This is a genomic window from Sinomonas sp. R1AF57 (assembly GCF_002224485.1).
GTDB lineage: Bacteria > Actinomycetota > Actinomycetes > Actinomycetales > Micrococcaceae > Sinomonas > Sinomonas flava.
In genome coordinates, this window is record NZ_CP022463.1 from 3,861,063 (window position 1) to 3,875,433 (window position 14,371).

General features: G+C 71.2%; 10 protein-coding genes. 5 read left to right on the top strand and 5 right to left on the bottom strand.

The genetic code is table 11. The annotated features are described in order from the left end of the window. The first annotated feature begins 21 nt into the window (after positions 1-21). The 5 genes from CGQ25_RS17880 (at position 22) to CGQ25_RS17900 (ending at position 6,197) form a co-directional block, all read left to right on the top strand. Positions 22-516, top strand: a complete 495-nt coding sequence (locus CGQ25_RS17880; protein ID WP_208711138.1) for a cupin domain-containing protein — start codon at positions 22-24, stop codon at positions 514-516. Continuing rightward, a complete protein-coding gene (locus tag CGQ25_RS17885) occupies positions 513-1,466 on the top strand; it encodes an acyl-CoA thioesterase II (RefSeq protein ID WP_208711139.1) in 954 nt (317 codons plus the stop codon). Before CGQ25_RS17880 ends, CGQ25_RS17885 begins: the two co-directional genes overlap by 4 nt. A gap of 86 nt (positions 1,467-1,552) precedes the next feature. Then, a complete protein-coding gene (locus tag CGQ25_RS17890; RefSeq protein WP_208711140.1) occupies positions 1,553-3,211 on the top strand; it encodes an AMP-binding protein in 1,659 nt (552 codons plus the stop codon). Between the two features lie 14 nt (positions 3,212-3,225). Further along, complete coding sequence (locus CGQ25_RS17895) at positions 3,226-5,634, top strand: bifunctional salicylyl-CoA 5-hydroxylase/oxidoreductase (RefSeq protein ID WP_208711141.1); 2,409 nt, start codon at positions 3,226-3,228, stop codon at positions 5,632-5,634. Positions 5,635-5,741: 107 nt separating this feature from the next. Then, the gene (locus CGQ25_RS17900) at positions 5,742-6,197 is read left to right on the top strand and encodes a thioesterase family protein (protein WP_208711142.1); all 456 of its coding nucleotides are present in this window, start codon (positions 5,742-5,744) and stop codon (positions 6,195-6,197) included. Positions 6,198-6,295: 98 nt separating this feature from the next. On the opposite strand, the gene CGQ25_RS17905 is transcribed toward CGQ25_RS17900, so the two are convergent. The 5 genes from CGQ25_RS17905 to CGQ25_RS17925 form a co-directional block, all read right to left on the bottom strand. Continuing rightward, positions 6,296-7,666 carry an MFS transporter gene (locus tag CGQ25_RS17905; RefSeq protein WP_208711143.1) on the bottom strand — a complete coding sequence of 457 codons (1,371 nt, stop codon included), beginning with the start codon at positions 7,664-7,666 and terminating at the stop codon, positions 6,296-6,298. Between the two features lie 43 nt (positions 7,667-7,709). Further along, positions 7,710-9,182: an NAD-dependent succinate-semialdehyde dehydrogenase gene (locus CGQ25_RS17910; RefSeq protein WP_208711144.1), complete on the bottom strand. Its 1,473-nt coding sequence runs from the start codon at positions 9,180-9,182 to the stop codon at positions 7,710-7,712. 20 nt (positions 9,183-9,202) lie between these two features. Then, on the bottom strand, positions 9,203-10,465 hold the full coding sequence (locus tag CGQ25_RS17915) for an iron-containing alcohol dehydrogenase (protein ID WP_255405439.1): 1,263 nt from the start codon (positions 10,463-10,465) through the stop codon (positions 9,203-9,205). 131 nt (positions 10,466-10,596) lie between these two features. Then, the gene (locus tag CGQ25_RS17920) at positions 10,597-12,525 is read right to left on the bottom strand and encodes a GAF domain-containing protein (protein ID WP_208711145.1); all 1,929 of its coding nucleotides are present in this window, start codon (positions 12,523-12,525) and stop codon (positions 10,597-10,599) included. Positions 12,526-12,577: 52 nt separating this feature from the next. Next, positions 12,578-14,284 (bottom strand): thiamine pyrophosphate-binding protein, encoded by a 1,707-nt coding sequence (locus CGQ25_RS17925; protein WP_208711146.1) that lies wholly within the window; start codon positions 14,282-14,284, stop codon positions 12,578-12,580. Positions 14,285-14,371 lie beyond the last annotated feature (87 nt).

Below are 14,371 nucleotides of genomic sequence, written 5' to 3' on the forward strand. Positions count from 1 at the left end.
AGACAAGGCAAAGGAGCCACGATGACTCAGCAGACCGAGATCCAGCAGGCCCAGTACGCGACCGAGGGCGACAACTCCGTCTACGCCCAGCCCGACGGCCGCGTCGTCCCCGTCGTGACCCGCGCCGGGCAGGAGGACACCTCCACGATGCAGTCCGGGCAGTGCGTGCGCGTCTCCGGCGTCTCGATCCAGCACACCCCTGCTACCAAGATCTGGTTCGGCCAGGTCTCCAACGAGCCCGGCTACCGCTCCTTCCCGCACCACCACGGCGAGGCCGAGACCGGCGGGTACGTGCTCCGCGGCCACGGCCGCATTTACTTCGGCGAGGGCTACAAGGACTACATCGACATGACCGCGGGGGACTGGGTCTTCGTCCCGCCGTTCATGCCGCACGTCGAGGCCAACATGTCCACCACTGAGGAGCTCGTCTGGCTCACCGCCCGCACGCCGGAGAACATCGTGGTGAACCTCGAGGACGTCGACGACTCCGAGCTCGAGGGGTTCCGTCGGGCATGAGCACCGGGACCCAGGAGACGCGCACGACGCCGCGCGGCGGCACCGCGGAGGCCCTCCTCGCGGCGCTCGAGCTGACCCCGACGGAGCCGGAGCACTTCGACCTCGCCTTCACCGCGACGACGCAGCCCTGCCCGTGGCCCAAGGCCTACGGCGGCGACATGGTGGCCCAGGCCGCCGCGGCCGCGATGCTCTCCGCCGGGACTGACCGCCGCCTGCACTCGATGCACTCCTACTTCATGCGGCCGGTCGACATCGGCGCCGAGGTCCGGTACGAGGTCGAGCTGCTGCGCGACGGCCGCGGCTACTCGACCCGGCAGGTCCGCGGCTACCAGAACGGCAAGCCCGTCTACGCGGCGCTCGCCTCCTTCCAGGTGCCCGAGGAGGGCGCCGAGCTCGCCCCCGCGATGCCCGCCGGCGTTCCGGCCCCCGAGACGCTGCCGAGCTCGGCCGAGTACCTCGCGGCCGTGGAGCCCGGCACCCCCGAGGCCGGCACCATGACCGAGGAGGCCAGGGCGTACTGGTCCGGCGGCCGCTCGTTCGACACGCGGCACGTCCCCGGCCCCGTGTACGTGCGGGTCGAGGGCGAGCCGGTGCCGCACCAGGCCGTGTGGGTCCGCGCCTTCAGCCCCCTCGAGGGCGCTCGGGCCGGCGCCCTCACCGAGGAGCAGCTCCACACCGCGGCGCTGGCCTACGTGTGCGACTACACGATCATCGAGCCCACCCTGCGGGCCCTCGGCCTCGCCTGGGCGGACCCGGGGCTGACGACGGCGAGCCTGGACCACGCCATGTGGTTCCACCGCCCGGCGCGCGTGGACAAATGGCTCCTTTACGTCCAGGAGGCCGCCGGCGCCCAGTCCGGGCGCGGCCTCGGTCTGGGCCGGTTCTACGACACCGACGGCCGCCTCGTCGCGACCGTGGCCCAGGAGGCCCTGGTCCGGCCCGGACACTGACGTCCGGGCCCCGGGCCCCGGGCCCCCCCGGCCCGCCTCTGCAGATCCCCACCCGTGCCCCACCCGCACATCACGAAAGGTGCGCCATGGCTCTCTCACCCTCCGCCCACGCGGACACGTTCGCGCGGGACAACCTCCCCCCGGCCGAGCAGTGGCCGACCTTCGAGTTCACCCTCCCCGAGCTCCAGTACCCCGACCGGCTCAACGCGGGTGCGGCGCTGATCGACCGCGCCGTCGAGCGCTTCGGCGCCGACCGCCCGGCCGTCATCGCCCCGGACGGCACCCGCTGGACCTACGGCGAGCTCCAGACGCACGCCAACCAGGTCGCGCAGGTCCTCACCGAGGACCTCGGCCTCGTGCCCGGCAACCGGGTCCTCCTGCGCTCCCCGAACAACCCCTGGACGGTCGCCGCCTGGCTCGGCGTCCTCAAGGCCGGCGGAGTGGTCGTGACGACGATGCACGCCCTCCGCGCCCCCGAGATCGCCCAGATCCTCGAGCGGACCACACCCACCGTGGCGCTCGTGGACCACCGCTTCGCCGAGGACCTCGACGCCGCGGTCACCGGCCTCGGTGCCCCGGCCGCCGTCGTGCGCCCCACCGTCGTCCGGTACGGCGGCGAGGGCCCGGACGACCTCACCGCCCGCGCGTCGGCCAAGAGCGGGACGTTCGACGCCGTGCAGACGGCGGCGGACGACGTCGCCCTCCTGGGCCCCACCTCGGGCAGCACCGGCGTGCCCAAGGTGACCATGCACTTCCACCGCGACATCCTCGCCAACGCGGACACGTTCGCCCGGCACGTCCTGCAGCCCAGGCAGGACGACGTCTTCGCCTGCTCGGCGCCGTTCGCGTTCACGTTCGGGCTCGGCTCCCTCGTGGTGTTCCCGCTGCGCTTCGGCGCCTCGGCGCTGCTGACCGAGCGCACGACGCCGGTCCAGCTCGCCGAGCTCGTCGCGGAGCACGGCGTCACGGTCCTCGCCACGGCCCCGACCGCGTACCGGGCGATCCTCAAGGAGGGCCACGCCGACCTGCTCAAGGGCGTGCAGAAGGCGGTCTCGGCCGGCGAGCACCTTCCCCAGGAGACGTGGCAGCACGTCTACGAGGAGACCGGCCTCAAGCTCATCAACGGCATCGGCGCCACGGAGATGCTCCACGTCTTCATCTCCGCCGCCGGCGAGGACATCCGCCCCGGCGCCACCGGCCGCGCCGTCCCCGGCTACCGGGCCACGGTCCTCGACGAGGAGGGCAACGAGGTGGCCCCCGGCGAGCTCGGGCGGCTCGCCGTCATCGGCCCGACCGGCTGCCGGTACCTCGACGATGAGCGGCAGGCCTCCTACGTGGTCAACGGCTGGAACGTCACGGGCGACACCTTCTACCGGGACGCCGACGGCTACTTCTACTACCAGGCCCGCGCGGACGACATGATCGTCTCCTCCGGCTACAACATCGGCGCCCCCGAGGTCGAGGCCGCCATCAACGAGCACCCTGACGTCATGGAGTCCGGCGTCGTCGGCCGCCCCGACGCCGAGCGCGGCACCGTGGTGTGCGCGTTCATCGTCCTCCGCGAGGGCGTGGAGGGCGACGACGCCAAGCGCCGCGAGATCCAGGACTTCGTCAAGTCCCGGATTGCCCCCTACAAGTACCCGCGCGACGTCCGCTTCGTCGAGGCCCTCCCGCGCAATCCGAGCGGCAAGCTCCAGCACTACCGCCTGCGCGAGCAGGCCGCCACCAACGGCACCCAGGTTTGAGAGGAAGACCCACCATGAAGATCGCAGTCATCGGCGGCGGCCCCGGCGGCCTGTACTTCTCCGCCCTCATGAAGCAGCTCGACCCGTCCCACGAGATCACCGTGTGGGAGCGGAACCGGGCCGAGGACACCTTCGGATTCGGCGTCGTGTTCTCCGACGAGACCCTCGGCGGGATCGGCAACGCGGACACCGTCGTCGCGGAGTACATGTCGGAGCGGTTCGCCCGCTGGACGGACATCGACATCACCCTCAACGGCGTCCGCCACACCGTGGGCGGCCAGGGCTTCGCGGCCATGAGCCGCAAGGAGCTCCTGCAGCTCCTCCAGCGCCGCACCGCGGAGCTCGGCGTCGACGTTCGCTTCTCCACCATGGCGCCCGACGTCGCGGAGCTCTCCCGGGACTACGACCTGGTCCTCGCGGCCGACGGCGTGAACTCGGCCGTGCGGGCGAAGTTCGCCGACTCGTTCGGACCGAGCCTGGACGTGCGCCCCAACAAGTACATGTGGCTGGGCACGGACCTCGTGTTCGAGGCGTTCCAGTTCTTCGTCAAGGACACCCAGTGGGGCACCATGCAGATCCACGGGTACCCGTACTCCGACGAGGGTTCGACCTTCATCGTCGAGATGCACGAGGACGTGTGGCGCGCCGCCGGGTTCGACGAGACCGAGGGCACCGCCTTCGCGCCGGGCGTCTCCGACGAGAAGGCCATCGCCAAGGTCCGCGAGATCTTCGCCGAGGAGCTCGACGGCCACGAGGTCCTCGCCAACAACTCGAAGTGGATCAACTTCACCACCGTGCGCAACGCCTCGTGGCGGCACGGGAACGTGGTGCTCCTCGGCGACGCCGCCCACACCGCGCACTTCTCCATCGGCTCCGGCACCAAGCTCGCCATGGAGGACGCGCTCGCGCTCGCGGCCTGCCTGCACGAGCACCCCACCCTCGAGGCCTCCCTCGAGGCGTACGAGACCGAGCGGCGCCCCGTCGTCGAGTCCACCCAGCGCGCCGCGCAGGCCTCGCTCGAGTGGTTCGAGAACATCGGCATGTACACGTCCCAGGAGCCCACGCAGTTCTGCTTCAACCTCCTGACCCGCTCGCGCCGCATCACGCAGGAGAACCTGCGGCTGCGTGACCCGGAGTTCGCCGCGCAGGTCGACGCCTGGTTCGCCGCGTCCCAGGCCGCGGCCGGGCACGGCGACGGCGCGTCGCGCCCCGCGATGTTCCAGCCCTACCGGATCGGCGGCCTCGAGCTGAAGAACCGCGTCGTCGTCTCCCCGATGGACATGTACTCCGCCGTGGACGGCGTGCCGGGCGACTTCCACCTCGCGCACCTGGGCTCCAAGGCCCTCGGCGGGGCCGGTCTCGTCATGACGGAGATGGTGTGCGTGTCCCCCGAGGGCCGCATCACCCCGGGCTGCGCCGGCCTCTACACGGACGGCCAGCAGGAGGCCTGGGGCCGGATCGTGGACTTCGTCCACACCGCCTCGACCGCGAAGATCGGCGCGCAGATCGGCCACTCGGGCCGCAAGGGCTCCACGAAGCTCATGTGGGAGGGCATCGACCAGCCCCTGGAGTCGGGCAACTGGCAGGCGGTCGCACCGTCCGCCCTGGCCTACGGCCCGGAGAACCAGGTCCCGGCCGAGCTGGACCGGGCCGGCATGGACGCGATCCGGGACGAGTTCGTCGCCGCCGCCCGCCGCGCGGGCGAGGCCGGCTTCGACCTGCTCGAGGTCCACGCCGCGCACGGCTACCTGCTCTCGTCGTTCCTCTCCCCGGCCTCGAACCGGCGCGCAGACGAGTACGGCGGCAGCCTCGAGAACCGCCTGCGGTTCCCGCTCGAGGTGTTCGACGCCGTCCGCGCCGCCTTCCCGGCCGAGCGTCCCGTCACCGTCCGCATCTCCGCGGTGGACTGGCTGCCCGACGGCAACACGGTGGAGGACGCGGTCGAGATCGCGCAGGCCTTCGTGGCGCACGGCGCAGCCGCCGTGGACGTCTCCTCCGGCCAGATCGCCAAGGAGGAGAAGCCGGCGTTCGGCCGCTCGTACCAGACGCCGTTCGCGGACCGGATCCGCCAGGCCCTCGAGGGGACAGGCGCAGCCGTCATCGCCGTCGGCGCGATCTCGAGCTACGACGACGTCAACTCGATCCTCCTCGCCGGCCGCGCCGACCTCTGCGCCCTGGGCCGCACGCACCTGTACGACCCGAACTGGACGCTGCACGCGGCCGCCGAGCAGGACTACCGCGGCGAGGGTGCGGAGTGGGTGCAGCAGTTCCGCGCCGGCCGGCGGAAGCCCCCGTCGGCCCGCACGGACGCCGTCCGCCCGCGGCTCTCGCTCCTGCGCGAGCCAGACGCCGACGAGCTGCCCACCCACCTGCGCTGGACCCCGGCTGCGGCCCGGAAGCACGAGGCCCTCGCGAACGCCTGACCCTTGCGGGGTCCCGTCCCGCCCGTTGTGGGGTCCCGTCCCGCCCGCCCTAGGATCGGGACGGGACCCCCAGACTCTGAGTGAATCGCACAACCCAGGAGGACTCCGTGACGGAGGCGAGCGGCGCCGTCGTGCGCGAAGAGGTGACCCGCACCGTCGAGTGGGTCGACACGGACGCGGCGGGGCACCACCACAACTCGTTCGTGCTGCGCAGCGTCGAGGCGGCCGAGGCGCGGCTGTTCCGGCGCCTCGGCGTGCTCGAGGCGTACTTTGGCGCGGCGCCGCGCGTGCGCCAGGAGGTCGACTACCTCTCCAAGCTGTACTTCGGGCAGGAGGCCACGACCGTCCTCGAGCTCGAGGCGATCGGCCGGTCCTCGATGACGTTCCGCTTCCAGGTGTGGGGCGAGGCGCACGACGGCGGCCCCTCCGGGCGCGTCGAGCGGCGCCTCGCGGCCTCGGGCCGGTTCGTGACGGTGCATGTGCCGAAGGACAGCGAGGCGTCCGCCCCGTGGCCCGAGGCCATCCGCGGGGCCGTGACGTCGCAGGGCGGGCTGTCGGACTAGGACAGCCGAGGGCCCCCTGTCGCAGGGAAGACGGCTTGACGGTGTCTTCCCTGCGACAGGGGGCCCTGCGGCGGTTCTCGGGGCGCCGTCCCTGGGGGCTACCGGACCGGGGCGCCGGCCTCCCCCGTCGTGGTCTGCGCGGAGAGCGAAGCGTCTTCCACGTGAGCCTTGACCCGCTTCATCGTCTCCGGAGCGAGGATCGCCGAGGCAATCGTGATCACACCGATGATGCTGAAGTAGAGGATGACCCAGCCGGGATGCCCCTGGCCCAGGTCAAGCAGGGCCACGGCGACCAGAGGGGCGATGCCGCCTGCCAGCACGGAGCCGAACTGGTAGCCCATGGAAGCGCCGCTGTAGCGCAGCTTGGTGGAGAACAGCTCGGCGAAGAAGGCGGCCTGCGGCCCGTACATGGAGTTGTGGAAAACAGCCAGGCCGATGATGATCGCGAGGGTCGCCAGGAGGGCGCTGCCCGTGTCCGTCATGACGAAGTACAGCGGGAAGAACAGGAGCCCGCCGATGGAGCCGAAGAGGTAGAGCGGCTTGCGGCCGATCCGGTCCGACAGGAGGGCCCACAGCGGCACGGCGATGACGCCCATGGCCGAGGCAATCAGCACCGACATGCTGCCCTGGTTGGCCTGTTCGGGGCCGAAGGTCTTCATGATGTAGACCACGGAGAACGTCGTGTACAGGTAGAAGGCGCTGTTCTCGGCCAGGCGCATGCCGACCACGAGCCACACGCCCTTGGATTCCTTCTTCAGGGCCTCCCCGAGCGGGTTGTGCGCGGTCTGCTTCGCGGCCACGAGCTCCTTGAAGTCCGCCGAGTCTTCGAGCTTGGCGCGGACGACCAGACCGGTGGCAATCAGCAGGGCGCTGAGCAGGAACGGGACCCTCCAGCCCCAGACCGCGAAGTCTGCGGCGGGCACGAAGGCCTTGACGGCGAGCACGCTGGAGTTGGCCAGCAGCATGCCGGCGGGAACGCCCATCTGCGTGAAGCTGCCGAAGAAGCCGCGGCGGCCCTCGGGCGCGTGCTCCGTGGAGATCACGGCAGCGCCGGCCCATTCAGCCCCAGCGCCGAAGCCCTGCGCGAGCCGCAGCACCGTGAGCAGGATGGGCGCCCAGACGCCGATCTGTGCGTAGGTCGGCAGAAGACCCATGGCGAGGGTGGCGACGCCCATGATCATCAGGGACAGCACCAGCATGGGCTTGCGTCCGAGCTTGTCGCCGAAATGCCCGGCGAAGAGGCCGCCGAAGGGGCGCGCCACGAAGCCGACGGCGTAGGTCACGAAGGCGAGGAGGAGGCCGGTGGCCGGGTCCTGGTCGGGGAAGTACAGCTTGCTGAAGACCCCGGTAGCGGCCAGCAGGCCGAAGATGTAGTAGTCGTACCACTCGATGGTGGTGCCGACGAGGCTGGCGACTGATACGCGCCAGGGCACGCGGCGGGCAGATGCCGCGGGGGCAGAATGCGTCATTGGTCTGTTTTCTCTTGGTGGATCACGGGTGTTCGGGTGGGGGTCACCAGTCGAGGGCGATGTACTTGGTCTCGGTGAAGTCGAGCAGGCCCTGATGAGCGCCCTCGCGGCCCAGGCCGCTCTGCTTCACTCCGCCGAAGGGCGCGGCCGGGTCGGAGACGAGGCCGCGGTTGATGGCGACCATGCCGCTCTCGATCCTCTCTGAGACGCGCAGGGCGCGGCGCAGGTCCTCCGAGAAGACGTACGCGGCGAGGCCGTACTCGGAGTCGTTGGCCGCCGCGATGGCCTCCTCTTCGGTGTCGAACGGGATGATCGAGGCGACCGGACCGAAGATCTCCTCGCTCACCATGCGGGCGCTCAGCGGGACGTTGGTCAGGACGGTGGGCAGGTAGAAGAAGCCCTCAGCCTGGGGGGTGCGGCCGCCGGTCAGCAGCCGGGCGCCCTGCCCGACCGCGTCGCGGACGAGCTCGTCGACCTTGCGGACGCTGGCCTCGTCCACCAGCGGGCCGACCTCGGTTGCGGGGTCGGTGCCCGGACCGACGCGCAGGGCGCTCATCCGCTCTGTCAGCCGGCGGGCGAACTCCTCGTCCACGCCGCGCTGGACGTAGATGCGGTTCGCGGCAGTGCAGGCCTGCCCGCCGTTGCGCATCTTGGCGACCATGGCGCCGTCAACCGCCTTGTCCAGGTCCGCGTCGTCGAACACGAGGAACGGAGCGTTGCCGCCCAGCTCCATCGAGCACTTGAGCACGTTGTCGGCTGCCTGGCGCAGGAGGTGGCGGCCCACCTCGGTGGAGCCGGTGAAGGAGAGTTTGCGGACCCTGGGGTCGGCGATGATGGGGCCCATCACTGCGCCGGTCCTGCTGGTGGTGATGACATTGACGACGCCGGCAGGCACCCCGGCGTCGACCATGAGCTGGGCGATCGCGAGGGAGGTGAGCGGAGTCAGGGCCGCTGGCTTCAGGACCGCCGTGCAGCCGGCGGCCAAGGCCGGGGCCAGCTTCCGGGTCGCCATGGCGGCCGGGAAGTTCCACGGGGTGATGAGCGCCGTCACGCCGATGGGCTGGTGCTGGACCAGGATGCGGTTGGAACCGGAGGGAGACGTGCTGACGTCGCCGATGATCCGCACGGCCTCCTCCGAGTACCAGCGGAAGAACTCGGCGGCGTAGGCCACCTCGCCGCGGGCGTCGGGGAGTGCCTTGCCGTTTTCGAGCGAGATCAGACGTGCGAGCTGCTCGCTGCGCTCCGTCATCAGTTCGAAGCAGCGACGCAGGATCTCTGCCCGCTCGCGCGGGGCAGTTCCGGCCCAGGCCGGGAAGGCCGCGGCGGCGGCGTCGACGGCGGCGAGGCCGTCCTCGACCTCGGCATCGGCGATCGAGGCGAGGACCGAGGTGTCGGAGGGGTTGACGACGTCGATGACGGCGCCGGCTGCGGCGTCGCGCCACTCACCGGCAATGAGGAGCCGGGTCGGGACGTCGAGGCCATCAAGTGCGAGGGCTTCAGGGGCAGTCTGGGTCATGGGATATTCCTTGGTGGTGGTCAGCGGATGGTGCGGTCGCCGGCGAAGGCGGCCTCCACGATGGAGGTGACGGCCTCGACGTCGAGGGGCACAGGGTTGTTGTCGACAAGGCGCTTGGAGTTCAGTGAGAGCCGCGCGATCTCCGGCAGGTCTTCCTCCCTCACGCCGAGTGCCTCGAGGGTGGGCGGGAGCTCGATGGCGGCGATGACCTCGTCGATGGCCTCGACACCGGCAACGGCGGCGGACCGCTCGTCCAGGCCACGCACGTCCCGTCCGAGCGCCTCGGCGATCGTTGCCAGCTGGGGCCGGACGACGTCGAAATTGTGCCGGACCACGTACGGGAGCAGCAGGCCCACGCCAACGCCGTGCGGCGTGTGGGTCAGGGCCCCAACCGGGTACTGGATGGCGTGCGCGGCGGCGGTTCCGGCGTTGCTGAGCGCGACGCCCCCGTAGAGGGCGGCGAGCATCATGTCCCCGCGCGCCTCGGCGTTCTCGGGGTCCTTGTAGGCCGTCACGAGACTGCGGCCGACGCGACGGATGCCGTCGAGCGCGAAGGAGTCGGTCAGGGTGTTCTTGCCGATCAGAATCCGCTCCGAGGCCAGGGCGCTGGTGGGCTCGCGGGTGATCGCCGTGAAGGACTCGACGAGGTGGACGAACGTGTCCGCACCGGTGGCCGCGGTCAGGGACGGCGGGCAGGTGTAGGTCAGCTCGGGGTCGCATACGGCGATCTCGGGAATGATGTGCGGGCTCGAGATGCCCATCTTCATCCCCAGCTCCGGGTCGGAGACGACGGCGATGGCAGTGGCCTCGGAACCCGTCCCCGCCGTCGTCGGCAGGGCGATGACCGGCAGGGTGGGGCCGGGAACGGCGAACTCGCCGTAGTAGTCGCTCGGGCGCCCCCCGTGGGTCAGCAGGATGGACACGACCTTGGCCATGTCCATGCAGCTTCCGCCGCCGAAGCCGACGACGACATCGATGTCCTCGCCGCGGAGGCCATCGACGCATGCGACGATTCCGGGAACAGGCAGCTCCGCCTGGGTCTCTCCGAAGACGCGGACGGCCAGACCGGCGCTCTCGAGGCTCTCGACCAGCGATCGGAGGTCCTCCGAGGCGGCCAGACGGGGGTCGGTGCAGATCAGGACGCGCTGGCCGAGCCCGGCGGCGAGGCTGGCGACAGCAAAGCGCTGGCCGGCGCCCACGACGACGGTGCGCGGCAGGCGCAGGACGCCTGAGGGGCCGCCTGAACGGACGCCTTCTGGGTGCGAACAGGACATGGAAGACATGGGTGCTCTACTCCTCAAGGGGGGTGGAAGATCTCCGCGGTGTGCGCGGGTCTCCATCGTCTCCCGTGATCCAGCTCTCTCCTATGGGGATCACAGCCACAACAGAGCGGTTCCTATGTGGTCAGACAACATCAGCTCGAGCTGCCTGCAGAACCTTTCCTCCCGACGGACTTGAGCCGCCAGAGCTGCAGCGCCACGTGGACGTCCAAGGTCCGGCTGCCCCGCCGCCAGCCCTCTCCCAGCACTGCGTCGATCCGCTGCAGCCGCTGGCGCAGCGTATTCGCGTGGATGTGGAGGGAGTCAGCGGCCACCGCCAGAGCGCCATCGCTCTCCAGAAAACGCCACGCGGTGAGTGTCAGCTCGGTGCCGCGCCGCTGGTCGTAGTCCAACAGCGGGCCGATCTGCGCGGCCAGCAGCTGCTCGGTGAAGTGGCTCCCCATGGCGCCGAGGAGCATGCCGGCTGTGCCGAGGGCCGCCCTGTCCGCCGCCTCGCCAGCACGCGAGAGGGCCAGCAGGGCCGCGAGCACGGCCTGAGCCTCGGCGTGCCCGGACGCGAGGGCAGCGAAGCCGGCAACCGGCTGCGAGGAGCCAAGGGTTGCCGTGATGCGGTGCCGGCGCAGGGCGGCGAGGAAGGACTCGCCGCCGTCGTCATCGGGGCGGGCAGGCTCGATCAGGCACAGATGGGCCTCGTGCAGGGCCACGATCCCAGGACGCCCTTCCATCTCGCGCCGGAGGACAGCAAGGGCCCGGTGACGCTGATCCTCTTCCACGCCGATGACCCTCGCCACGAGGCGGACGCTGCCGCTGAGACCAAACTGGCTGGCGCGTCGGGCGACGGAGACGGAGTCCTGGGGGCGGGAGCTCAGCAGCTCGTCAATCAGCTCCAGCTGGAGCCTGTACTGCGCGTCCTGGAACGTCCGCTCGAAGAGCAGGGCGACGCTGAGCACGAGGGCGCTGCGCTCCAGCACTGCGATCTGGGCCGGGCCGAGTTCGCCGACCACGATCAGGGACGCGAGCTGCTGTTCGCCTGCCACGGCGGACATCAAGGTCAGCTCTCGCCCGCCGGCCGTGAAGAGCACGGGGGCGGTGCTCGCGGCGGACTCCTGCGCCGCCGCGAGCACCTCGGGGACCGCGTACTCGGCGTCGGCGTTGAATCCTTCCAGGCTCTCCCCGAGTGGCGAGATCGCCGCAACATCCTTTCCCAGTGCCCCGCGCAGCAGCTTGTGAAGTTCGGGCAGCGTGTTCGGGGCGGCCAGCGCTTCCATGAGGCGGCGGTCGATGCTGGAGAGCTCCTCGAGCGCCCGCACTGTCGCGAGATTCTGCTGTTGGGCCCGGTCCAGCTCGGCTAGGGCGTCTGCCATCTCGCTGAAGTGCCTGGCATTCTCGAGGGCCACGGCGGCGTGGGTGCCGAGGGACTCCATGAGGGCAACGTCTTCACTGCTGAACTCGTGCGGGTGGCGGTCGGCGACGAGCAGGGCGCCGATCACCTTGCCCTCCACGCGGAGCGGGACGCCCATGATCGCGCGGACCCCCTCGGCCTCAACCGCACGGTCGCTGGACTCGAGGTGCGACTTGGTGCGGTCCGCCGGGTAGTCGGAGCTCTGCGAGGGTGCCTCACCGGTGGCCACGGCGCCCAGCACCCCGGCACCGAGCGGCATGCGGATGTTGCGGAAGAGGGCCGTCGTCGCCCCGTCGGTGACCCGGATGTATGACTCGCCCGTCTTGTAGTCGTTGAGGCTCAGATAGGCCAGATCCGTTCCCATCAGCGCACGGGTGCGCCGGACGATCGCTTTGAGGATCGCCTCCACATCGCGGATGGCGGTCAGGTCCGTTGCTGTGTCGTACAGCACCCGGAGCAGGCTCTCCCGCCGACGTGCCTCGGAGAGCTGCGAGTGCAGGCCGCGGGCTGCCCTTGCCGCCACCTCGTCGATGCGGCCCTCCTCGAGCCATCGGGAGAGGCGCGGCTCAAGCGTCCCGGCCGGCACGCCCGACTCCAGGAGGGACAGGAGCTCCCCGGTGATCGGGCCGTCGGTGGCCCTGGCACTGCCCTTGGCATCCACGCAGCCATGCTAAGGCGCCGCTTCAGCTCCCGGGGTCCTCCAAGAGGTCAGGCTAGAGCCTCTTGCCCGCGTCGAGGGAGGCGGCCATGAACTCGGCGATAACCTTCTGGGAGATGGCGACGTCGAGGACGAACACGCCGTCCTCGCCCGTGGCGAGCCACTCCCTGAGGGACTCGAGGTCGGCGAGGGTGTGGGCCTTCGCACCGCGCGCGCCGAGGGCGCGCCCGAGCGCCGCGAAGTCGACCTCGTCGATGAGCATCGCCGTGGGGTCCAGCCCCTTGGAGGCGTACTGGTGCAGCTCGGCGCCGTAGGCGGAGTCATTGAGCACGACGACGACGCCGCGCCGCGTGGCCCGCAGGAAGGTCTCGAGATCGGCCAGGCCCATGAGCCCGCCGCCGTCGCCGGTGACGAGCACGGTGGTGCGGTCCGGGCGGGCGGCGGAGACACCGGCGGCGGAGCCGAAGCCGAGCCCGATGCTCTGGAACGCGGTGCCGACCAGCACCATGGCCCTCGGATCCGGGACCGACAGGTACATCGGCGCCCAGCCGATGAAGTGCCCGCCGTCCATGACCACCGACCGCTCCGTCGGGAGGATCTCCTCGAGCGCGGCGACGACGGCGCGCGGGTTGAGCCGCCCGTCGGGGCCGAATTCGGCAGGGTCCTCGACCGGCTCGGCGGAGTGGAAGGCCGCGTCGGCGGCCTCGGGCACCCGCGCCCGCCACGTCCGGGCGGCGTCCGCCGCGGGGATGCGCTCGGCCAGACCGGCCAGGGCTGGGGCCAGGTCGGCGCGGAGGTAGTCGGTGACCTGCGGGTGGGCGAGGTCCTCCGCGGGCTCGTTGTCGATCCGGATCACCCGGGCACCCTCGGGGAACAGCGTGCCGTAGCGGGACTGGAAGGCATTCAGCGACGCGCCGGCCACGAGGACGACGTCGGCCTGCCGCGCGAGCTCGAGGCGGTGGGCCCGCGTGAACCCGCCCGCCACGCCGAGGTCCCACGGCGAGTCGACCACGCCGACGGCCATGACCGAGGTCATGAACAGCGCACCGAGCCGGTCGCCGAGCTCGCGCAGGGGCGCCGCGGCGTCGGCCAGGACAACCCCGCGGCCGGCGAGCACGAGCGGGCGTTCCGCGGCGCGGAGAAGGTCGGCGATCCGGTCCAGGTCGGCGGGGTCGGCGTGCCACGCGGGCTTGGCCGGCAGTGGCTCGAGCCCGGACTGCTCGGCAGCCAGGGGCGCGGTGCCGACGTCGTAGGGGATGGCGAGGACCACGGGCTGGACGGTCTGGAGGGCGAGGTCGAACGCGCGGTGCGCGACAGCGGCCGCGTTCTGCGGGGTCGCCACGAGGGTGGTGACCCCGACCGCCGCCGCCGCCATCGTCTGGTCGATGTCGAAGGGCCGGGGCCCGGTGGTCGGGGCATCCCCGACCACGAGGACGAGGGGGATGCGGGCCAGGCGCGCCTCGGCCAGGGCGGTGTAGGTGTTCGTGAAGCCCGCCCCGTAGGTGGTCGTGGCGACGCCGACCGTGCCGGTCGCCCGGTGCCACGCGTCCGCCATCGTGACGGTCGCGGCCTCGTGCCGGGCGGAGGTGAAGGGGAAGCCGGCGTAGGTCAGGTGGCTGATCAGGTGGGCGTTGCCGTTGCCCATGAGCCCGAACAGGTGCTGGGCGCGCTCCGCGATCACGTCCGCCACGGCGGTGGAGACGGTCGGGGCGCTCCCGGCGCCGGCGGATGCGGTCTGCTGGGAATCGGTGGCGGTGGTCATCTGGCCCCTCCTCGATGATGTGCTGCGCATCGGTTCTCGATGACGGTAGGTGTGAAGAGCGTCACTGCACAAGCGGGCACATTAGGA